This window comes from Arthrobacter sp. CAN_A212 (genome assembly GCF_015752345.1).
In the GTDB taxonomy this organism is placed as follows: Bacteria; Actinomycetota; Actinomycetes; order Actinomycetales; family Micrococcaceae; genus Arthrobacter_D.
The window spans coordinates 37,917-59,588 of record NZ_JADOUT010000015.1 but is presented as its reverse complement, the minus strand read 5'-3'; the positions used below and the strand labels follow the sequence as shown (position 1 = coordinate 59,588).

The window sequence follows — 21,672 nt, the reverse complement described above, 5'->3', positions numbered from 1 at the left end:
AAAATCTGTGTTGAGAATAAGAAGTAGACTGGATTAGCTGTTCGGTCCGCTACGGGAAAAATCCGGCGGGCCGGCAAAGAAGTGATTTCAAGAGGAGAACAGTGGGAACTAACCCCATTAGGGTGGCAATCGTTGGTGTCGGCAACTGTGCGGCGTCACTGGTGCAAGGCGTTCATTACTACCGGGATGCTGACGCGACAGCGTCGATTCCCGGGCTGATGCACGTGGAGTTCGGCAAGTACCACGTCAATGACGTTGAGTTTGTTGCCGCCTTCGACGTCGATGGCAAGAAGGTGGGGCTGGACCTCGCCGACGCCATTGGCGCCAGTGAGAACAACACCATCAAGATCGCCGATGTACCCTCAACCGGCATCAAGGTGCAGCGTGGTCACACCCTGGACGGCCTGGGCAAGTACTACCGCGAAACCATCGTCGAATCAGATGCCGAGCCCGTTGACGTCGTCGCGGAGCTCAAGGCCAGCCAGGTGGACGTCATGGTCTGCTACCTGCCCGTCGGGTCGGAAGACGCTGCACGGTTCTACGCCCAGTGCGCGATCGACGCGAACGTGGCATTCGTCAACGCACTCCCCGTCTTCATCGCCGGAACCAAGGAGTGGGCAGACAAGTTCACTGCCGCCGGGGTGCCGATTGTCGGAGACGACATCAAGAGCCAGATCGGGGCGACCATCACGCACCGTGTGATGGCGAAGCTGTTCGAAGACCGCGGGGTCACCCTGGACCGCACCTACCAGCTGAACGTCGGCGGCAACATGGACTTCAAGAACATGTTGGAGCGCGACCGGTTGGAGTCCAAGAAGGTGTCAAAGACACAGGCAGTGACATCCAATGTGCAGGCCGACCTCGGTGAGCGCAACGTGCATATCGGCCCGTCCGACTACGTCGCCTGGCTTGATGACCGGAAATGGGCCTTCGTGCGCCTGGAAGGCCGCAACTTCGGTGACGCGCCTGTCTCCCTCGAGTACAAGCTCGAGGTGTGGGACTCACCGAACTCCGCTGGCGTCATCATCGATGCGATCCGCGCGGCGAAGATCGCCCTGGACCGTGGAATCGGTGGACCGCTGCTCTCAGCGTCCAGCTACTTCATGAAGTCCCCGCCGGAGCAGTTCGCCGACGATATCGCCCACGAGAAGGTTGAAGCCTTCATCCGCGGGGAGCTCGACCGCTAGACCGGCAGCACGCCACCGCAGCTTTGCAGCGGGACGCGTCTGCGGTAGTGCTTGAAACCGCCCTCACCGGGCGCCTTTCCAGCACCGCCGCGGACGCGTCCGTGATTTAACGGATGCGCTATCCACAGGTTCATCCACACCGGGGGAAACGCCGTGGACCGCTGCTAGTGGTGTGTCTCCAAAATAGTTAGTGTTTGGTGGGTATTCTTGGGTTTATGAGGAACCCTGTTCCGGCTCTGGTGATGTCCGATGGTCAGCGTGCTGCGTTGGAGGTGCTTTCGAAGTCCGGGACGGCGTCGCATCGTGAGGTGCAGCGGGCGCAGGTGCTGCTGCTTGCCGGTGACGGGTTGGCCAATGAGTGGATTGCCCGGACGGTCGGGGTGGCGCCGGGGACGGCGGCTGCCTGGCGGGCAAGGTTCGCTGAGGAAGGTCTGGCAAAGCTGGGTAAAGTGCGTTCCGGGCGGGGCCGGAAACCCTCGATTCCGCAGTCGAAGATCGATGAGATCGTTGATCTGACGAGGAATTCGACACCGGAGGGGCACACGCATTGGTCGGTGCGCACGATGGCTGAGGTCAGCGGGATCTCCCCGGCACAGGTGCAGCGGATCTGGGCCGCCCGGGGACTCAAACCCCACTTGGTCGAGACGTTCAAGCTCTCCAACGATCCGCAGTTCGAGGAGAAACTCATCGATGTGGTCGGGTTGTATATGAATCCGCCGGAGCAGGCGATTGTTTTGTGTATGGACGAGAAATCCTCCATCCAGGCACTGGACCGGACGCAGCCGTCGCTGCCGATGAAGAAGGGCCGGGCAGAAACGATGACTCACGACTACAAGCGCAACGGGGTCACGACCCTGTTCGCCGCCTTGGACGTGGCCACCGGTACGGTCATCGGGTCCTGCCTACCCAAACACCGGCACAACGAGTTCCTGACCTTCCTCAAAAAGATCGACAGCGAAGTGCCGACGGCACTGGATGTGCACCTGATTCTCGATAACTATGCCACCCACAAACACGCCAACATCAAGACCTGGCTGGCCAAACACCCCCGGTTCCACCTGCACTTCACCCCCACCTCATCATCCTGGCTGAACCTGGTCGAGCGCTGGTTTCGCGAACTCACCGAGAAAGCACTACGGCGCGGAACCTTTCACTGCGTACCCGAGCTGATCGCCGCGATCGAAAGCTATCTCGCCGCCCATAACAACGCCCCCAAACCACTGATCTGGACCGCAACCGCTGAAAGCATCCTCGAAAAAGTAGCCCGAGGCCGCGTCGCACTCCAAACATCAACCAAAACTGGGACAGACCACTAGAACAGCCCCGCAGCGCCGCCGTCGTCGTCCACGTCCATGCGCATCGCCGCGGGATCCTTGGGGAGTCCCGGCATGGTCATTACCGTGCCGGTCAGCGCGACGATGAAACCGGCCCCGGTCTTGGTGATGAGGTCGCGGACATGCACGGTGAACCCCTTGGGCGCTCCGAGGACCGTGGGGTCATCGGAGAAGGAGTATTGGGTCTTCGCCATGCAGACCGGTAGGTGTCCCCAGCCGTTGGCTTCGATCTCGGCGAGCCGACGGAGCGCCGGGACGGAGAAATCGACGCCGTCTGCACCGTAGATCTCCTGGACGATCGTGCGGATCTTGTCCTCGACCGGGAGCTCCAGCGGGTACAGGTGATGGAAGTCCTGGGGTCGGTCCAATGCGGTGAGGACCTTTGCTGCCAGCTCGTCCCCACCTGACCCGCCGCCACCGGCTCCCCAGACGTCGGCGACGGCCGCTTCGATCCCCTCGCCCGCGCACCAGGACAGCAGCCACTGAAGCTCATCCTCGGTGTCGGTGGTGAACCGGTTGATCGCCACCACCGGTGTGATGCCAAACTTTTCCACGTTGTGCACATGGCGTCGCAGGTTCGCGACCCCCGATTCAAGGGCCGCGGCGTCCGGTTCCCGCAGGTCGGCCTTCGCTACGCCACCGTGCATTTTCAGGGCCCGGATGGTGGCGACAATAACGACGGCGGCGGGCGCGACGTCGGCGTAGCGCGCCTTGATATCCATGAACTTCTCGGCGCCAAGGTCTGCGCCGAAGCCAGCCTCGGTGACCACGATGTCCGCCAACTGCCGGGCCGTGGTGGTAGCGATCACCGAGTTGCAGCCGTGCGCGATGTTGGCGAAGGGGCCTCCGTGCACCAGGGCCGGGGTCCCGGCGATGCTCTGCACCAGGTTGGGCTTGATCGCGTCGCGGAGCAGCAGGGTGAGCGCTCCTTCCACACCGAGGTCTCCCACGGTGACGGGCTGACGGTCGAAGGTGTACCCGAAGGTGATCCGCGCCAGCCGTTTCTTCAGGTCCGCCAGATCCGAGGCCAGGCAGAAGACAGCCATAATCTCGGAGGCAACGGTGATGTCGAACCCATCCTGGCGGGGGGTGCCCTGGGTCGGCCCACCCAGCCCGATCACCACCTCCCGCAGCGCCCGGTCATTCATGTCCAGGACACGTTTGAAAGTGATCCGGCGGGGGTCAATGTTCAGCTGGTTGCCCTGGTAGATGTGATTGTCCACCAACGCCATGAGGGCGTTGTTCGCTGAGGTCACCGCATGGAAATCGCCGGTGAAGTGCAGGTTGATGTCCTCCATCGGCAGTACCTGGGAGTACCCGCCGCCCGTCGCACCACCCTTCATCCCAAGAATCGGTCCGAGCGATGGCTCTCGCAGGGCAATCATCACGCTGCGTCCGGATCGCGCCAGGGAATCCGCCAGACCTACGGTGCAGGTCGATTTTCCCTCACCGGCCGGGGTAGGGCTCATGGCACTGACCAACACGACCTTGCCCGGTTCCTTCCCCGGGATAGTTCGCAATTTGTGGGTGTCGATCTTGGCCTTGTACCGCCCGTAGTGGACAAGTGCTTCCGCTGGGATACCTGCTCCGGCGGCAATGTCGTCGATGGGTTGGATGGCAGCATTGCGGGCGATGTCCAGGTCACTCGCTGGCGTGGGCAAAGACTTCATTGTCGACGTATCCTCTGGGCTCGTGGCGCGGGGATGGGGGTCCGGCGTGTACCCGGGGGGTCGGGGTACAGCGTCAAATCTACCAGCGGTCCACCCGTGCTCAGCGGAGCCCGGCCCGCTCCAACAGGTACTGGATCATCGGTTCATAGAGTCCGGGACACACGTTGTCGTCGAGGGGGACGGCAACGGCCAGCTGACCCTCCGCCTCCGAAACGAACAGGCCGGGGTCGTTGCAGTCGGCGAAGCCCAGGGCAGGGACGCCAGCGCTGGCAGCGAATCCCGCCCAGCCGTGGTCGGCCACCACCAGGTCGGGGGCAGGCTCCCCTGTCGCTGCCAGCAACTCGAAGCTGAGCTGCATGGGATCCGGGGAGTGGGTGTGCATCAGCGAACCGTGCTGGTGCCAGACCAGCACCCCGAAGAGCTGTCGGATGTCGCCTGCCTTGAAGTGTTGTCCCTCGGGCACCTCAACGACTGTGGCGCCCGCCGCGCGCGCCGCGGCGGCCAGGGCAGCGTGGACCGGAAGGAGGCCCGCGGGGTGGCCGGTGGCGAAGAGGATCCGCTGTCCCGCCGCGACCGCCGCACCGAAGACCGCGGCAAATCGATCCAGGGCGGCGACACACTTGGCCGAGTCGATCGTGTCCTGCCCCGACAGGTGGGAACGGTCAGGGTTGATGCCCACCCGTTCGTGCATCAGGTCGAACACCTCATCAACGGTCCACTCGCGCGTGGTGCGGACCCCGAACCCCAGGTGCTCGCTGCCCTCAAGAAACAGCTGCATGTGGCGGAGGTTATCCCGGCGGTCGGTGGTGACCGCTCCGGTGATCAGGACAGAGTCGAGGTAGGCGGCCAGTTCGGTGGAGTTCACGCTTCCATCCTAGGTGAGGCCTGCGGGCGTCACCGGGTAGGTCGGCGGGCTGCGGCTTCCTGGAAGCGTTCGACGGCGGTGCGGTAGCTTTGCGCGGTTAGGAGGGCCGTGCGCTGCCAACCAAAGGCCAGCGCGTGGATGGCCGCGCCCCGGCCCAGCGACGCGCGGGTGCCGGCGTCGTCGTACATGGACTCCAATGCTGCCGACCAGAGCTCCGGCGTATGCCCGTTCACCAGGATACCGGTGCGTCCGTCGCTGATGGCCTGGGGTAGCCCACCGACATTTGCGGCGAGTACCGGGGTGCCGCATGCCTGAGCCTCGAGCGCCACCAGACCGAAGGACTCGCTGAAGGACGGCATGGCCACGAGGTCTGCTGCGCGGAACCAGTGCGCCAGCTGGTTGGCCTGCACCGGCGGGTAGAGCTGGACCCGGCCCTGCAGGCCGGCGTCGTCGATGAGAGGCTGCAACCGCAATGCCTCCGCGCCGCTACCGGAGCCAAGAATGCTCAGCTGCAGGGGGATGTCCGGGCGGCGGGCTGCCAGGTCGGCGGCCGCGGCGACCAACACCTGGGGACCCTTCAATTTCTGGATCCGTCCGGCGAAAACCACATGGAACGCCTCGGGTGGGAAGTTCAGGCTGGCCCGGGACTCTTGCCGGGAATCGGGATTGAAGGTTTCCAGGTCCACGCCGGGGGCGACGATGTCCACCCTTTCGGGGACGGCGCCGTACAGGGACTCGAGTTCGGCGGCCTCGGTGGTGGTATTGGCAATGAGCCGGGATGCGCCGTCGACGATTGCCTGTTCCCCGAGCACCCGAACGTCCGGCTCGGGTGTACCACCGGAGTGCAGCCGAATATTCTTGACCCGCGCCATGGTGTGCATTGAATGGACCAGCGGAAGGTTCAGGCTGGCTCCGACTTTCAGGCCTACGCTCCCGGACACCCAGTAGTGGGAGTGGATTACATCGAAGTGACCGTCAGCCAGGAGATCGGTGACCTCAGCGATAGCGTCGGTGAACGATTCAGAGAGGCCCGGCAACTGTTCCTTGGGCACTTTGCGCTGGGGGCCAGCCCGAAGGTGCCTGACCATGACTCCGGGAGCCAATTCCTCGGAGTGTGGCTGGCCTTCGGCGGCCGCGCGGGTGAAAATCTCGACGTCAATGCCGACGCGGGCGAGTTCAAGGGCCAGGGACCTGACGTACACGTTCATCCCACCGGCGTCACCTGCCCCTGGTTGATCCAGCGGGGAGGTGTGCAGAGACAGCATTGCGACGCGTTTCACTGGCGGCATGAGGTCTCCTCTCGCCTGGTTGCCCCCTGGAGCTGCAGGGCGCTTGCATCGGCGGACAGGTAGCCGCCGCTATTGACCATATAACGCGCCGTACTGGCTGCACATTCCGGGTACGGCCCGCTGTCCCGAATTGTCATTCTCCGGTTAAAGGCGCGAAGCCCGCGCTGGGAAGCGCGGGCTTCACTCTCGGTGGGACTAATGACGTGCATCAGGTCCTCCTTCGCGGTCGTTGAAAAGCCAGGAAACCATCCTTCAGCAGCGTGGATGAACCAGTTACTTGATGTGCATGGTGTGCTGCGGTAGGACAAAACGGGAAATTGATTCCCTGGCCGAGTCGGGAGGCGCGGTGGGTATTCGCTTCCACAGGGAAACACTGTCCCTGAGCTTCTTCAACATGATCTGCACCTCCTCCCGGTGGGCATAGTTGGGCATCACGGTTGCTGGCGTGGCGAGCGCCTCCTGCTCCGGATCATCAGTGGAGGTAAGGCTGCCGGCCATGATGAATTCGCCATGTCGACGGGTGTCGACGGTCTGGGGGCTTCGAGGGCCCGGCAAGACGGGTGAGGTGATGGGCAACAAGGTAGGCACAGGATCTCCTGGGTTTGAGGGGTCACGGAAGAGTCCTCTGACGAGGACGGCGCGCAAAAGGGCGCACGCTTGGAGGCGGAAGTCGCCTGAGCAAAGGGTGGCGCCAGAAGAAACGCCCCGAAAAATTCGGGGGCGGGAAGTCGGCAGCTAGTTAGTGCGCAGCAACGACGGAGGCCGGACTGGTGTACGCGGTAAATGTTCGGCGTAGTTTGTTATTCACAGTTCCCACCTCCCTTTCGTGTAGTGCGCCAATAGAAACAGTGCCCGAATTCATCAAACGACCAGCAAATCTGCTGATCGGATTGAGAACTCCCAATGGCACATCCCAAAGCTACCCCACGCTGCGCACTACCGGCTAGCCTTTTCGGCCACGAATAATAAAAAATTTGCCTGGTGCCGAACTTCCCGTCGGTCTTTCCCACTTCAGCGGCTCCCCAACACAACGGGTTACGCTGAGTAAACCTGCGACTGCAGGCAACGGGAACTGTGGAATGGGGAAGCGGTCGTGGAGCGGCTTCGTGAGCTTGATGGGCTTCGTGCGTTTGCCCTTCTCGGCATCCTTGCCGTAAATATCTGGTTCTTCGCTGACCCGTGGACCTTCTCCGGCAGGATCAGTCCCGATCACTCCTCGGCGACGGATGTCGGAGTACGCTTCGTTGCGACGACGTTGTTCGAGGGGAAGTTCTACATCCTGTTTTCGTTCCTCTTCGGCTACAGCTTCCACCTCCAGGAGCGGGCCGCTTACCGGGCGAACGTATCCCCGGTACCCCGCACGCTGCGTCGGCTGACCGGCCTCGCGATCCTCGGCCTCGCGCACGGGATGCTGCTGTACTTCGGCGACATACTGCTCACCTACGCTGTCATCGGGCTGATCCTGCTTGGACTCCGGAGCATTGGCCAGCGTGCCGCAGTCCTCGCCGCGGTGGGTATCACCGCGGCCATGGGGACCCTGCTCATCGTGGTCGGAGTTATTGTTGCCGCCGTCAATGCCCCGCTTGAGGAGGGCGTGCTACCCGCACCTGACGTGGCAGCCTTGACCGCTGGGCCAGGCGCGGCGGTGGCAGCGAACCTTGAGAGCTACCTGGTGGTCCTGCCGTCGGTGCTCTTCTTCCAGGGCCCGCTTGCCCTCTCGATGTTCCTGCTGGGCATGGCCGCCGCACGCGGCGGTGTGCTGGAGCGGCGCGTGGAGAGCTCAGTGCTCCGCCGCACCGCGATCATCTGCCTCCCCATTGGCTTGCTCGCGGCGGGAAGCCAGGCCTACCTGCTGTACTACGCGGACCGGGACCGCTTCTCAGTGCTTGCAACCGGGCTGACCACCCTCACTGCTCCTCTACAAACCGCCGGCTATGTATGCCTGGTCCTGCTGTTGTTCCGCTCACGGCTTGGCGGGACTGTCCTCAAAATGCTCGCTCCCACGGGTCGCATGGCGCTGACAAACTATGTCGGGCAGTCGCTCGTCCTGGCGTTGCTCTTCACCGGGCTCGGACTGGGCCTGACCAACGCCCTCCCGCCCGCATCGGTGCTGGGGGTCGTCGTCGCCCTGTTCGCTGCCCAGATGGTCCTGAGTAGGCTCTGGCTGTCGAGGTTCAACGCTGGCCCTCTGGAGGCGCTGCTGCGCAGTGTCACCTATGGACGGCGGCACCGGAAGCCCGCCGGGTAACTGATTTGGGTCGTCAAAGATTCCAGTGCACGATCGCGGGCGTCCGTTTGTCCCAGCCGAGCGCGCAGACCGCTGCGGTGCCCAGCACAAACCTGCGCCCTTCGGCTGGACTCATCTCCAGCCAGCGCGCGGCGACCACCCGCAGGAAGTGCCCGTGGGCAACCAGCAACACGTTACGTGCCGGTGACGCCGAAGGGTCCTGATCGGCGGGCGTGCCGCAGCCGGCCTGCACCAGGGAGACCACCCGGTCGGCTCGACCGGCTACCTGGGCAAGGCTTTCACCGTTGGGCACCCCGTCGTTCCAGATCAGGTATCCGGGGTTCTCAGCGCGGACCAGGGAGCTGCTGCGGCCCTCGTTGTCGCCGTAATCCCATTCGTGCGCATAGGGCAGGATCTGGGGATTGTTGTAGCCCGCCAGGTGCGCGGTCCGCACCGCCCGCTGCAACGGGGATGAAAACACGGCGTCAAACTGAATTCCTGCGAGGTGCCGGGCCGACTCCACGGCCTGTCGTTCCCCGTTGGCAGTCAACGGGAGGTCGGTGAGTCCGGTGTAGTTTCCGTCCCTCGACCACTCGGTCTCGCCGTGCCGGAGTAACCACAGGTGCGGCAGCGGAGTGCCGGCTGGCGTCAGGTCGGGTGAGGCAGCGCCGGACAGGCTCATGGGGTCACCGACTCGGGCTGCGTTTCCCACCAGGCGCGAAGCTTCATCTCCGCTTCGTGAGGCGACTGCGGGCCGTGTTCCATTCGTTCCTCCAAAAGGAACCGGTAGGCCCTGCCCACCACGGGTCCAGGTGTGATTTCCAGCAGCTCCATAATCTGCGCCCCGTCCAGGTCAGGCCGGATAGATTCCAGCCCTTCCTGTTCGGCAAGAGCTGCGATCCGGGCCTCAAGATCATCGTAGGCGAAGGCCAGGCGTTCCGCCTTGCGCTGGTTGCGGGTGGTGACGTCAGAACGGGTCAACCGATGTAGGCGCTCCAGCAGGCTTCCCGCGTCGTTGACGTATCGGCGGACCGCGGAGTCCGACCACCCGGCTTCCCCATAGCCGTAGAACCGCATATGCAACTCCACCAGCCGTGAAACCGCCTTGATTGAATCATTGTCGAACCGCAGTGCCTTCATCCGCTTCGCGGTGAGCTTCGATCCCACCATGTCGTGGTGCCGAAAACTCACCGCCCCGGACGGCTCAAATTTGCGGGTGGCGGGCTTGCCGACGTCGTGCATAAGCGCCGCGAAGCGCAGCACAAAGTCCGGGCCGGGGACCGGCCCTTCCGCCCCGGTTTCGAGCCGGCAGGCCTGCTCCAGCACGGTCAGGGAATGTTGATAGACATCCTTGTGCCGGTGGTGCTCATCGATTTCCAGCCGCAACGCCGACACCTCCGGCAGCACAAAGTCCGCCAGGCCGGTCTCCACCATCAGGTCGATGCCTCGCTGCGGCGCGTCACCAATAATGAGCTTCGTCAGCTCGTCCCGTACCCGTTCAGCAGAAATAATGGTGATCCGGCTGGCCATTGCCGCCATGGCGTCGGAGACCTCGCTGGAAACGGTGATACCCAGCTGGGATGCGAAGCGTGCGGCCCGCATCATCCGAAGCGGGTCATCCGAGAACGACGACGACGGCGCCCCGGGTGTGCGCAACACCCCCGCCCGTAGGTCCCTGACACCGCCATACGGATCGACGAGTTCCAGCGAAGGCAAGCGCAGCGCCATGGCGTTGATCGTGAAATCCCGGCGGAGCAGGTCATCCTCAAGGGTGTCGCCGAAGGCCACTACCGGCTTGCGTGAGGCAGGGTCGTAGGCCTCCGCCCGGTACGTGGTCACCTCGATCATGAAGCCGCCCTTGCGGAGCCCGATGGTGCCGAAGTCCCGGCCAATCTCCCAGTACGAATCCGCCCACCGACGAATCACGTCCAGCGTCTGGTCCGGGGTGGCATTGGAAGTGAAATCGAGGTCCGGGGAAGTCCTGCCCAGGAAGAGGTCGCGTACCGGGCCGCCGACCAGCGACAGTTCATGTCCCGCGGCGGCAAACAGCTGTCCCAATTCGGTAACGACCGGTGGGAGGGGGGCGGTAAGGGTTGAGTTGTCCAGCAGGTGCACCATAGTGCTTTAAGGGTGCCAGATGACACGGAAAATTCCACTATGGGGATCTGGGGTGACCAGCAGTGACGACACGCGGGAACGGGCCCAAAAGGAGGGCAGTGGCCGTGGATCGTCATCGGCCGGAGGGAAAGATCGTTAGAGTGGACTGCATGGACCGTCCTGTTCCGAGCGCACCAAAGCGGACCCCGTTGACAGTGTCAATGGGCAGTGCTGGCGCGCCACAGGTCCACCAGTCTCTCCCCACCGTCGAGGAGGTTTCTGCGGGCGGAATCGTGGTTGACACCTCCGACGAGCACCTGAACGTCGCGATCATCGCCCGGCTGAACCGAGGGGGTCGCCTTGAATGGTGCCTCCCCAAGGGACATCCCGAGGGCAGGGAGAACAACTCGGAGGCAGCGGTTCGGGAAATCGAAGAGGAAACCGGCATCCAGGGCCGGATCCTCAAGGCCCTCGGAAGCATCGACTACTGGTTTACGGTCAGCGGCCATCGCGTCCACAAGACCGTCCACCATTACCTCCTCGTTGCCACGGGTGGCAGGCTGACCATCGAGAACGACCCCGATCATGAGGCAGTAGACGTTGCCTGGGTACCGCTGGCCGACCTGGGCAAGAAGCTTTCCTTCCCCAATGAGCGCCGTATCGCTGACCTCGCCCGGGAAGTCCTGCCGGACTACCTCTGACCGAAGCCTCAACGGTCACCGCAGCCGGGGTGACTACGGTTGGCAACAACGGGAATTCGCCACGGCGGTGAGTGACGCCGCAATTATCTACACCGTCTCAGTGGTGAGACTATAGACAACGATGTCGGACTCAAATACAGCCTCCCTTCCCGTCCAGGATTCTGGGATCTTGCCCAGCCGCACGGAGCAACCCGCCGACCCTGCAACACGGGCCTCAGACACCGCTGACCGTCCCGCACCCGTCGGCGCCCCGGACACCACGGCGCGCTCCAGCGCGATCATGGCTGCGGGCACCCTGGTATCGCGGGTGCTCGGCCTTGTCCGGGTGGCTTTGCTCGCGACGGCGCTCGGGGCCTCCGGTGGGGTGGTTGACGCGTTTTCGATCGCCAACGGCCTCCCGAACTTTATCTATCTGATGGTGGCTGGCGGCGTCTTCAACGCCGTCCTGGTGCCGCAGATCATCAGGGCCACCAGCAACCCGGATCGTGGAGCCGACTTCATCAGTCGTCTGATCACCCTCGCGTTCATTGTGCTGTTGGTCCTGACGGTGTTGGTGACGCTGGCGGCGCCACTGATCGCCAACCTGGTCACTGACTTTTCCGGTGAGCGACTCGCGCTGACAACCGTCTTTGCCTACTGGTGTCTCCCCCAGATCTTCTTTTACGGACTGTACGCAATCATCGGTCAGGTCCTAAACGCCAACGGGTCCTTCGGCCCGTACATGTGGGCCCCGGTCGCAAATAACATCGTCTCGATTGCCGCCTTGGTGGCGTTTATCGTGCTGATGGGCTCCCAGCTGGAAAGCACCCACACCCCTGAGTCGTGGACGTCCTCCCAGACGCTGCTGCTGGCGGGTGGAACCACCCTGGGCATCGTCATCCAGGCGCTAGTCCTGTTCTGGCCCCTGAAGAAACTTGGCCTCGGCCTGAAACCTACCTTCGGCTGGCGTGGAGTGGGGCTGGGCCGTACCGGCAAGCTGGCCTCCATCACCATCATCACCATGCTGGTGGGCAACGGACTGTACCTGGTCAACATCCGGGTGGCATCGATCGCTGCCGAGGCCCGCCCGGACTACCTGGCCCGCGTTCCACCCCAGCAGATCGCCGGCCCGTTCAACCTGGACATAGGCACCCTCGTCTACGTCCTGCCGCACTCGGTGATCGCCCTGTCGATCGCCACCGTCATGTTCAACCAGCTGGCAGCCGCCCACAGCAACAACGACCTCGCCCTGATCAAGGAAACCCTCTCCCGCGGTCTGCGCATCATGGGGGTGGCAACCGTCTTCGGTGCCTCAGTGCTCCTGGCTCTGGCGATACCCCTGGGCATGCTGTTCTCGGGCGGGATCCGCCCGGACGGTGCCCTGAATGCGCTGCTGATCTCCCTACTCGCGATTGGCGCACCGTTCCTGAGCGCCAATTTCTTCCTGAACCGCGTGTTCTATGCAGCCGAGGACGCGGTCACGCCGCTGCGCATCCAGCTCATTCTCTCCGTCGTCGGCGTCGGGCTGGCCCTCCTTTCCGGAACGTTGTCACCCGAGTACATCGTTCCCGCCCTGGCTGCGAGCTTCACCCTGGGCAACGTGATTGCCGTCGTCGTCAGTCACATGTTCCTCGTCCGCAAGATCGGCTCCTACGGTGCCGGGCACGTCTATGACATCCACGTGCGGCTGACTCTTGCCGGAATCGTCGCTGCCGCCGGGGGGTCGGCTGGGTTGTGGCTCTTTGGCGGCTACGAGCTGGACGGGTTCGTCTGGCAGTCAGCGCCAGCCGCGTTGATCGTTCTCGCCGTCTGCGGGACCCTCATGGCCGCAATCTACCTGCTCATGCTCAAGGTGCTTCACATCGAGGAATTGAAGGACTTCCTGGGTCCACTGCTGGCCAGGTTTCGCCGTACCCAATGAACCCAGCCCCGGCGTACCCGCGGATTACCGGGGTATCAACGGTGCTGACCGGTAGCATTGGGAGGAATCATCAGCACTTCATCGTCGTGCCGGCCGGGAGATCCTGACCAGCGCCTATAATCCAGCCATTCCGCGGGAGGAACACGTGCCACAACCAGTAGACGTCGGTTCAGTATTGGGAGGCCGCTACAAGGTCACCGCCTACGTACTGGCTTCTGCTGACCGGGATCTGGTGCTGGACGGCATGGACCAGGTCCTGAACCGGCCCGTCAGCATCCTGGTGGCTTCGCCTTCCAACGCGGACCAGATCGCAGCCACAGCGCGGGAAGTGGCCACCGGTGAACGCGCGGGCAACATCCAGGTCCTGGACCTCGGCGTTACGGACGAGAGCACCTACCTTGTAACCAACCGGGCGGCAGCAGCCGACCTCCTGGATCTGGTGGTGCCGCAGGACGAGGCCGCCCCCAGTGAGGACGAACCATTCATTGAACCGTTCTTCACTGACACTCTCGGGTCCGAGATCTTCGGGGGTCCCCGGTCCACCGAGCCTGAAACGTACGACGACGACGACGATTACCTGTACGACGACGAAGAACCCCGTGCCCCCCGTAAATCCCGCCTTCCGAAAGCCCGTCTCCCCAAGTTCGGCAGGAATTCGGCAGCCACAGACGCTACGGCTGTAGCAGGGGGCGCAGCGGTTGCAGGCGCAAGCGATGCGGGACAGCCGCAATCCACCCCGCCCTCTTCCGGGCCTAAGGTGCCACCTCCTCCCTCGTCGGCGCCCCAGGTTACCGATCCGGGCAGGGCGACAGGTCAGGGTCAGCCAAAGGTTTCACTGTGGGAAGACGGCGACTACGAGTCCGATGATGACGTGGCAAGCGAAGCCCCGGGCCGTTCTGCATCCCACTTCCCGGCAGCGGCGGCCACGGCCGGCGCGGGCTCGGGCTCCGGAGACAACAACGACGACCTTGACGATGACGACGACGATCGCGGGAACAATCCCAAGTACACCCGAGTACTGGTGGGTGTGGTGTTGGCCATCATTCTGGTTACGGTGGTGGCTCTGGCTGCCAACCAGCTAACCGGCAACTTTGGCACTGATCCGGCGGCAGGTCCTGGGACCAGCACCACGCAGGCAGAGGAAGAGCCAACCGAAGAGGGAACTGCGACCCCCACCGAGGAAAGTGAGGAGACCGCCGAACCAACTGTTGAACCGGTCGCCCCAGTACCCACGGCTGTGACCCGTCTGGTCCCCGATAACGCAGAGCTGAACGCGGAAAGCGATGCGGACCTCCCGCAGATCATTGACGGCAACCCCGGAAGTTTCTGGGGCAGTCTTGTCTTCGCTAACGAGACATTCGGTGGCCTGGCGCAGAACATGGCGCTGGTTGTCGAACTCGAAGAGGAATCCACGATCAATCAGATCCAAATTGAACAGCTGAACGGGTCTGGCGGTAGTTTCACCGTGCTTTTGAATGACGAACCAACGCTCGAGGGCGCTGACCAGATTGCCCAAAGCTCATTCACTGGACCCACCATCAACATACCGGTTCCTCCCGGAGCCGATGGCGAACCAGCCACAGCCCAGTACATCATCGTCAACCTCACCCAGTTGCCGCGCCTGACGAATGTGCAGGCGGTCTTCCCCTGGGGCGTACGCATCGCTGAGATCAGCGCTTCCTGACCCTTCCTCCTGAGTTGACCGAAGCGGACCCGTAACGGAATAAGCTGGTCCTTGAGGCGGTTCTTATCAATAACCGCCTCGTCGAGCCCCCGGCTTCCGTGGTGGTGTCAACAAAGGAAGGTTCATTTAACCCGTGAGTACTCATACCGGCGTGTCCGGAACTACCAGCAGCGACACACAGAAGATTCACGACGTCATCATCGTCGGCTCTGGCCCAGCAGGCTATACCGCTGCGGTCTACACCGCCAGGGCCAATCTGGCCCCATTGATGATTGCCAGTTCGGTGAAGGCCGGCGGTGAATTGATGAACACCACCGATGTAGAGAATTATCCAGGGTTCCCTGAGGGGGTCATGGGTCCTGACCTGATGGAGCAGTTCGAAAAACAGGCTGTTCGTTTTGGTACGGAAATTCTTTTTGAGGACGTGACTAAACTCGACTTATCCGGCAACGTCAAGCAGGTCACGATCGGCACCGGAGAGACCTATCTCGCCCGTTCCATCATCGTCTCAACCGGTTCCGAGTACCGCGAGTTGGGCCTGGAAGATGAAAAGCGGCTATCCGGCCATGGCGTAAGTTGGTGCGCCACGTGCGACGGGTTCTTCTTCAAGGACCAGGATATTGCGGTGATCGGCGGTGGGGACTCAGCGATGGAGGAAGCTCTCTTCCTCACCAAGTTTGCCCGCTCGGTGACTGTTGTTCACCGTCGCGATACCCTCCGAGCTTCCAAGATCATGCAGGACCGTGCCCTGAGCCACGAGAAGATCCGGTTCATCTGGAACTCCGAGGTAGTAGGGATTGACGGAGACTCTAAGGTCACAGGGCTCCGGCTCGCCAGCACCGTTGACGACTCCAGCCAACAGCTGCCTGTCACCGGAGTATTTGTTGCCATTGGCAACGACCCTCGGGTGGATCTGGTCAAGGACCTTTTGGACCTCACGTCGGAAGGCACCATTGCCGTTCAGGGACGTACGGCGAAGACATCCATCCCAGGCGTATTCGCGGCCGGAGATGTCATCGACCCGACCTACCGTCAGGCAATAACCGCGTCAGGGTCCGGCTGCGTGGCCGCCATCGATGTGGAGCATTACCTTGCTGATCTTGGTGACTCGGTCGACACCGCTGCCGAAGTGCCCACCCCACCTGCTGAGCACGTATCCGAAGACCCCGCCTGACCGGCAACACCCAAGGAGAAGAACTATGACCGCCAGAGAAGTAACTGATGCATCGTTTGAAGCCGACGTCCTGAAGTCAACCAAGCCCGTGTTGGTGGATTTCTGGGCTGAATGGTGTGGTCCCTGCCGCAAACTTTCGCCTATTCTCGACGAAATTGCTGGAGAACACGCGGAAAAGGTTGACGTTGTGAAACTGAACGTTGATGACAACCCGGCAACCGCTGCCAAATATGGAATCACCTCCATTCCGGCGGTCTATGTCTTCAAGGATGGCGTGGTAGCCGCGCAATCAATCGGCGCCAAGCCCAAGGCTGTTCTCGAGCAAGAATTCGAAGCCTTTATCAAATAGGGCACCTTCTGGGCCAGATTCAAAGGAGCCGTCACACCGCGAGGGGTGGCGGCTCCTTTCGCTTAAAGCGGGCGCCGTAGAGCGGGACTCCGTTACCAGGAATGGTCAACCTTCGTGCAGCGCGGGCAAGAAGCCCCCCATATCCCGTGGCCACCCAACCCCTGGACTCCCGATAAGCCACGGCCCAACTCTGGATTCATCCCACCACCACCGAGCTCCGGTCCAGACTCCTGGCGGGCGCTAACCGGGTACGAGCTCGCAGACGCAGACATCGTCACCCACACCATCGATCGAAACTCCCAATCCACAGGTCTACATCGGTTTCACGTGAAACACGGGTGGCGAAGCCATGTAGGCCAGCCATTTCACACACCGGGATTGTTCCTATGGCGTCCATCGATAATCACGAGCATATTGGACAGGATCAGATCAAGTCCCAGGATCAGAGTTGCTTCTAGTACACGGATAGCTTTGTATGCTTCAGTATGGTGGCTCCAAGAGCAATCGGACAGCAGCACCTTAGTCGGTCATGAAACTAACCCTGAATCTTGTAGGTCCGAATGCGACCTATGAAAAGGACCGTGAATAGTGACTCGGACGGAGCGGCGGGTATCCCTGATTGAGGCTCGAGGCTGTCCGAACGCTTGGGGACCACAGCGGAGCCCGGTGTCACCGGTAGGGTAGTAATCGGAGGCAGGGCGATGTGTCTTCATAGATTGCGTCATCTGCCGTTCCCCGGCCTTCATTCCTCACCCAATGTATCAACGATGGGCGATCAGACGGGTCCGTTTCACGTGACACAGGACCATCCCACAGCTGGCTAAGGGGGACGGTCCCTAGTCGAAACTTCCGAAGGCTCCCGCGGGAGACCGGGTACCGAAAGGAATCATCAAGCATGATGGTCCACCCAGGTGATAAGAATGCTGGCTCAAGCACGTTCCATTTGTCCGGTAAGGCGAGGGTACCTAACTAATGTCGCTGGTGATCTAGCCGCAGGGGACGCTAGATTCACAGTAGGTCTCATTAGCCATACAAGCGGCGCCTCCAGTGCACTATGGTTTCACGTGAAACCATAGCTTCGATCTTGAAGGGGTTCCGGCCCGCCCGTCGCGGCCCTCACGACAGGTTCTACGGCGGCAACGCCTCGAGCTTCGAAACAGTTGATGCTACCCTCAACCCAATATTCCCATTTCTGCGAATCAGGCTGACTAGGACCTGCTCATCTTAAGTGAGCTGGTGCCGCTCCGTTTCACGTGAAACACAGCTAGATGGGATCCGGGTCGGTCCGGGCCGCTTTCCAGACATTCTGGAAGTTTTGACCTAGAGAACTTGCCCGCGTGTCACGTGAGACAAATCCGCAGGGGGCCAACATATAGAAACGCCAAATGTCATTACGGCAGATGAAGCTACGTGCGAACTAGGACTCTTTGTTTCACGTGAAACGCACCGATATAGGACCACTACGCTGGAACGACAGGCGTCACCTCGTCCCGCCAGACGACGTACCGGACTCGGGCTCGATTTTCTCACGTAAAAAACGCCAATCTTGGGCCAGTACGCTGAGATATCGCCTGAAGCACTTCTCATGAACGACCTATCGGACTGATAACCTCTGGAATCGCGAGAATCGGGACGCCTTAGAGCCGGCTATCACTCTGTCAGCAGACCAAGGGAACCGCCTAGGCAACGGGATCGGGATGGACGAGCAAAATGCGGCTGGTACTGCTGGTCGAGCTACCGCGCACGCGAGTCGCTTCAGCCGTTCGACCTAGTGAACATATCTCCTATGCCTGGAGGTGACGAGCGGATTCCAGCTGAAACCCATAATGAGACTGTTTCACGTGAAACGTCGCCAACTACTATGAAGTCTGGTTGGTTCCCAGGACGCCCATGATTCGGTTCAGATCATCGACACTGGCGAACTCAATGCTGACCTTACCCTTGCGTGCCCCAAGGGTGATCTTCACATTGGTGTCCAATCGGTCGGACAGCCTGGTTGCGAGGTAGTCCAGGCGTTCATGCCGAGCGCCAGCGCGTGGACTGGATGGCTTAACTGGTCTCCTGAGGCCATCATTCATCGACACCAATTCCTCGGTGGTGCGTACCGAAAGCCCTTCCGCCACGATCTTCTGTGCCAGCTTCTCCATCTCCACCTGATCACTTAGGCCCAGCAAGGCCCTGGCGTGACCCGCCGAGATAATGCCAGCCGCGAGTCGACGCTGGACGAGGGGCGGAAGTTTCATCAGCCGCAAGGTGTTAGAAATCTGAGGTCGAGATCTTCCTATACGTTCTGCCAACTCGTCATGAGAACAGCCGAAGTCATCCAGCAACTGTTGATAGGCCGCCGCTTCCTCAAGCGGATTCAGTTGACTTCGATGTAAGTTCTCCAGGAGGGCATCCCTCAGAAGATCATCGTCCGTGGTCGATCGGATGATCGCGGGGACAGCCGCCAATCCAGCTTCTCGAGTCGCTCGCCACCGCCTTTCGCCCATCACCAATTCGTATGGCTGGTCCCCACCTTCCGTGGAAGGACGGACAACAATGGGCTGCAGGACGCCGATTTCACGGATGGAGTTAACCAACTCGGCCATCTCGTCTTCGTCGAAGACGCTTCGAGGCTGCTTCCGGTTTGCATGGATGAGATCGATCTGGATCTCGGCGAAGGTCGCCCCCGGCACAGTCATCAGATCCGGGGCGCTTACCGATGCCGCTGTTTCACGTGAAACCTCGTTCTCGGTAGGGCTCACATCTGCAGCAGGTTCGGTATCTGCCGTCTCGTCTCCGACGGTATCCTCAGCCGCAGCCGCAGCCGCATTCTCGTCGGGGAGACGGGAATCGGAGACCGGCGCGACTTCATCGTTCTTGAAATTGTGCTCAGGCTCCAAGCGCTCTGCTGTAGCTGAAGCGCCCCCGTCCTTGCTTGCGGTCAGAGGCTTCCCGGCCATCTTGTCACGGCCCGCGGTGGCGTCGGTCCTCTTTGAAGAGCCGCGCTTCTTCTCACGTGTGGGGGCTCTCAGCGCTTCTTTGTTGATCCCGGAGCCTGTCCGGGCTGTGGTTCCACCGGAGGTATCGCGATCCTCGGCCCTGGCACCTCGTTCGGGCGCCGCAGGGAAGAACATGTCGGCTGGTCGCCCACTCCGGGGAGTGGGGGATTCCGATGTCTCAACGGGTTCACTTGCAGGAGCGCTAGGAATGAGCGCCCCGAGGCCTCGGCCTAATCCGCGTCGCTTCTCAACCATGAGCCGGTCCCTTCAGATGCGCAGAATCAATCTGCAGAGTATGTTTATTGATCTGATGATACTGCCGTTAATCGCTGTTATGGGCGAGGAGTACTAGCCGCGTTCAGCGATTTCAGACGCAGCTTCAAGATAGGAGAGTGCTCCGCTGGACGAGGGGTCATAGGTCATGACTGTCTGTTGGTAGCTGGGCGCTTCCGAGATCCTCACCGAACGTGGGACTACCGCTTTGAGGACCTGTTTAGGGAAGTGTTCCCGAACCTCTGATGCTACCTGAGCGGCAAGATTTGTTCTGCCGTCATACATAGTCAGAAGAATGGTCGAGACCACAAGCTCCGCATTGAGGTGCTTCTGGATCATTTCGATATTCTTCAACAGCTGACTCAGCCCTTCCAGCGCGTAATACTCGCACTGAATTGGGATGAGAACCTCTTGAGCGGCAACAAACGCATTGACGGTGAGTAGGCCCAGACTGGGTGGACAATCGATAAAGATGTAGTCGAGACGTTCCTCGCCCTGCTCCGCACGCTCCCGCGCATAGACGTCAATTGCCCGACGGAGTCTCTGTTCCCTGGCTACCAGTGACACCAGCTCGATCTCTGCGCCGGCCAGGTGGATCGTGGCGGGGGCACACAGGAGGTTCGAAACGTCGGGACACTGGGCCACCACTTGTCCCAGCGGAAGGTCATCTATCAGTACGTCGTAGATGCTATCAACTTCAGCATGGTGCGGGACGCCGAGTGCGGTGGATGCGTTGCCTTGCGGGTCAATGTCAATGACCAGCACGTTCAGCCCTGCAGCGGCTAGGGCAGCAGCAATATTGACCGTCGTCGTCGTCTTTCCGACTCCACCCTTTTGGTTGCTGACCGTAAATACCCTGGTGGCCCGTGGTCGCGGCAGGTTCCTTCCACTCAACTTTTCCCGGCGTCGGTTCTCGTTGGCCAGTTCCCTGGCCAACGGTGTGCTGTCGTCTATCGCATCCATGATGTTCCTTTGTGGTGCATTTGACGAACCTGAGCGTTCGGTCCCATTCTTCTGAACGGCCGCGGTCTCTGCATCTGTTTCACGTGAAACATCATGGGCTTTCAACGGATCAACAACCGCTTCCGGTTGAATATTGCTCTGGCCTTCAGCAAGAGCAAATCCGTCAGCAATGAGCGGTTGCGGCCGCTTGGTAGCGTCTTTCGGGGTCACGCGGGATAACTCACTTTCACCATGCCGGGGTCCGGTCCTACTTCTAGAGTAGCCGGTGGGTGACGGCTAACCAGCCCTCGGATAGCCTGTGCTTCGGAAGATTCGCGGGAGGGAGCGCAGGACTACCCGACCAGGATCCGTACAACAGTGGTCGGCTGTTCAAGAAGTTCGGCTCCAACCTGTTGCACGGAGACTTCCCTGCCCCCAAGTTTACGGATGAGCTTGCGTGACTTAGCCACTTCATCGGGCGCACTTTGACCTTTGATGGCCAGGAGCTCGCCCTTCCCCTCGAGAATCGGAATGGTCATCGCTGCCAGCCCACCGAGTGCGGACACCGCCCGTGCGGTGACCACTGTTGCCTTCACCGTACCGACAGCCTCCTCCGCGCGCCCCCTAAACACCTCCACGTTGGGCAACTCCAGGTCAGTGATTACCTCACGAAGCCAAATCACGCGGCGTTCAAGCGGCTCAATAAGAGTCAACGATAAGTCCGGGCGCGCGATCGCAAGGGCGATGCCCGGCAGTCCGGCGCCACTGCCGACGTCGGCAACCGTAGCTTCAGAGGGGAACAACTCTGCTGTAACCGCGCAGTTGAGCACATGCCGGCTCCACAATCGTGGTACTTCCCTGGGACCCAGGAGTCCCCGTTCAATTCCACTTGTTGCAAGGTGCTCAACATAGTGTTCCGCCAAGTCGAATCGGGTCCCGAAGAGTGTGTGGGCGGCCCTGAGGTCGGACTCGCTAATCTCAGCCATAACTAGATAT

General features: G+C 61.5%; 17 protein-coding genes. 8 read left to right on the top strand and 9 right to left on the bottom strand.

Annotated elements, in window-relative coordinates:
• Positions 1 to 101: 101 nt before the first annotated feature.
• Complete coding sequence (locus IWX64_RS12105; protein WP_196867377.1) at positions 102 to 1,187, top strand: inositol-3-phosphate synthase; 1,086 nt, start codon at positions 102 to 104, stop codon at positions 1,185 to 1,187.
• Positions 1,188 to 1,402: 215 nt separating this feature from the next.
• Positions 1,403 to 2,503: an IS630 family transposase gene (locus IWX64_RS12100; protein WP_196867376.1), complete on the top strand. Its 1,101-nt coding sequence runs from the start codon at positions 1,403 to 1,405 to the stop codon at positions 2,501 to 2,503.
• On the opposite strand, the gene IWX64_RS12095 is transcribed toward IWX64_RS12100, so the two are convergent.
• From IWX64_RS12095 to IWX64_RS12080, 4 genes are all read right to left on the bottom strand, one after another.
• The gene (locus IWX64_RS12095; RefSeq protein ID WP_196867375.1) at positions 2,500 to 4,191 is read right to left on the bottom strand and encodes a formate--tetrahydrofolate ligase; all 1,692 of its coding nucleotides are present in this window, start codon (positions 4,189 to 4,191) and stop codon (positions 2,500 to 2,502) included. The two genes, IWX64_RS12100 and IWX64_RS12095, sit on opposite strands and share 4 nt — an antisense overlap.
• Positions 4,192 to 4,291: 100 nt before the next feature.
• Entirely contained in the window at positions 4,292 to 5,056 is a 765-nt protein-coding gene (locus tag IWX64_RS12090) for a phosphatase (protein WP_196867374.1), read from the bottom strand.
• 29 nt (positions 5,057 to 5,085) lie between these two features.
• Positions 5,086 to 6,345 (bottom strand): D-inositol-3-phosphate glycosyltransferase, encoded by a 1,260-nt coding sequence (mshA, locus tag IWX64_RS12085; RefSeq protein ID WP_196867373.1) that lies wholly within the window; start codon positions 6,343 to 6,345, stop codon positions 5,086 to 5,088.
• 273 nt (positions 6,346 to 6,618) lie between these two features.
• Positions 6,619 to 6,933, bottom strand: a complete 315-nt coding sequence (locus IWX64_RS12080) for a hypothetical protein (RefSeq protein ID WP_196867372.1) — start codon at positions 6,931 to 6,933, stop codon at positions 6,619 to 6,621.
• Between the two features lie 505 nt (positions 6,934 to 7,438).
• Between IWX64_RS12080 and IWX64_RS12075 the strand changes: the two genes are divergently transcribed.
• Positions 7,439 to 8,593 (top strand): DUF418 domain-containing protein, encoded by a 1,155-nt coding sequence (locus IWX64_RS12075; protein ID WP_196867371.1) that lies wholly within the window; start codon positions 7,439 to 7,441, stop codon positions 8,591 to 8,593.
• Between the two features lie 13 nt (positions 8,594 to 8,606).
• On the opposite strand, the gene IWX64_RS12070 is transcribed toward IWX64_RS12075, so the two are convergent.
• Positions 8,607 to 9,254, bottom strand: coding sequence for a histidine phosphatase family protein (locus tag IWX64_RS12070; RefSeq protein ID WP_196867370.1), 648 nt, complete (start codon positions 9,252 to 9,254; stop codon positions 8,607 to 8,609).
• Positions 9,251 to 10,690: a CCA tRNA nucleotidyltransferase gene (locus IWX64_RS12065; RefSeq protein ID WP_196867369.1), complete on the bottom strand. Its 1,440-nt coding sequence runs from the start codon at positions 10,688 to 10,690 to the stop codon at positions 9,251 to 9,253. The genes IWX64_RS12070 and IWX64_RS12065 overlap by 4 nt, the downstream gene beginning before the upstream one ends.
• Positions 10,691 to 10,839: 149 nt before the next feature.
• Here IWX64_RS12065 and IWX64_RS12060 point away from each other — a divergent pair, with 149 nt between their 5' ends.
• The 5 genes from IWX64_RS12060 (at position 10,840) to trxA (ending at position 16,477) form a co-directional block, all read left to right on the top strand.
• Complete coding sequence (locus IWX64_RS12060) at positions 10,840 to 11,370, top strand: NUDIX hydrolase (protein ID WP_171584857.1); 531 nt, start codon at positions 10,840 to 10,842, stop codon at positions 11,368 to 11,370.
• A 169-nt stretch (positions 11,371 to 11,539) separates the two neighbouring features.
• Positions 11,540 to 13,270, top strand: a complete 1,731-nt coding sequence (murJ, locus tag IWX64_RS12055; RefSeq protein ID WP_334683271.1) for a murein biosynthesis integral membrane protein MurJ — start codon at positions 11,540 to 11,542, stop codon at positions 13,268 to 13,270.
• 145 nt (positions 13,271 to 13,415) lie between these two features.
• Positions 13,416 to 14,954, top strand: coding sequence for an ABC transporter substrate-binding protein (locus IWX64_RS12050; protein WP_196867367.1), 1,539 nt, complete (start codon positions 13,416 to 13,418; stop codon positions 14,952 to 14,954).
• A gap of 133 nt (positions 14,955 to 15,087) precedes the next feature.
• Positions 15,088 to 16,128 carry a thioredoxin-disulfide reductase gene (trxB, locus tag IWX64_RS12045; RefSeq protein ID WP_196867366.1) on the top strand — a complete coding sequence of 347 codons (1,041 nt, stop codon included), beginning with the start codon at positions 15,088 to 15,090 and terminating at the stop codon, positions 16,126 to 16,128.
• Positions 16,129 to 16,153: 25 nt separating this feature from the next.
• Complete coding sequence (gene trxA, locus IWX64_RS12040) at positions 16,154 to 16,477, top strand: thioredoxin (RefSeq protein WP_196867365.1); 324 nt, start codon at positions 16,154 to 16,156, stop codon at positions 16,475 to 16,477.
• A 1,859-nt stretch (positions 16,478 to 18,336) separates the two neighbouring features.
• Here the strand turns inward: trxA and IWX64_RS12035 are convergent.
• From IWX64_RS12035 to rsmG, 3 genes are all read right to left on the bottom strand, one after another.
• Positions 18,337 to 19,422 carry a ParB/RepB/Spo0J family partition protein gene (locus IWX64_RS12035; protein ID WP_442859054.1) on the bottom strand — a complete coding sequence of 362 codons (1,086 nt, stop codon included), beginning with the start codon at positions 19,420 to 19,422 and terminating at the stop codon, positions 18,337 to 18,339.
• 387 nt (positions 19,423 to 19,809) lie between these two features.
• Positions 19,810 to 20,907: a ParA family protein gene (locus IWX64_RS12030; protein WP_312883889.1), complete on the bottom strand. Its 1,098-nt coding sequence runs from the start codon at positions 20,905 to 20,907 to the stop codon at positions 19,810 to 19,812.
• A 122-nt stretch (positions 20,908 to 21,029) separates the two neighbouring features.
• Entirely contained in the window at positions 21,030 to 21,662 is a 633-nt protein-coding gene (gene rsmG / locus IWX64_RS12025; protein ID WP_196867363.1) for a 16S rRNA (guanine(527)-N(7))-methyltransferase RsmG, read from the bottom strand.
• Positions 21,663 to 21,672: the final 10 nt, after the last annotated feature.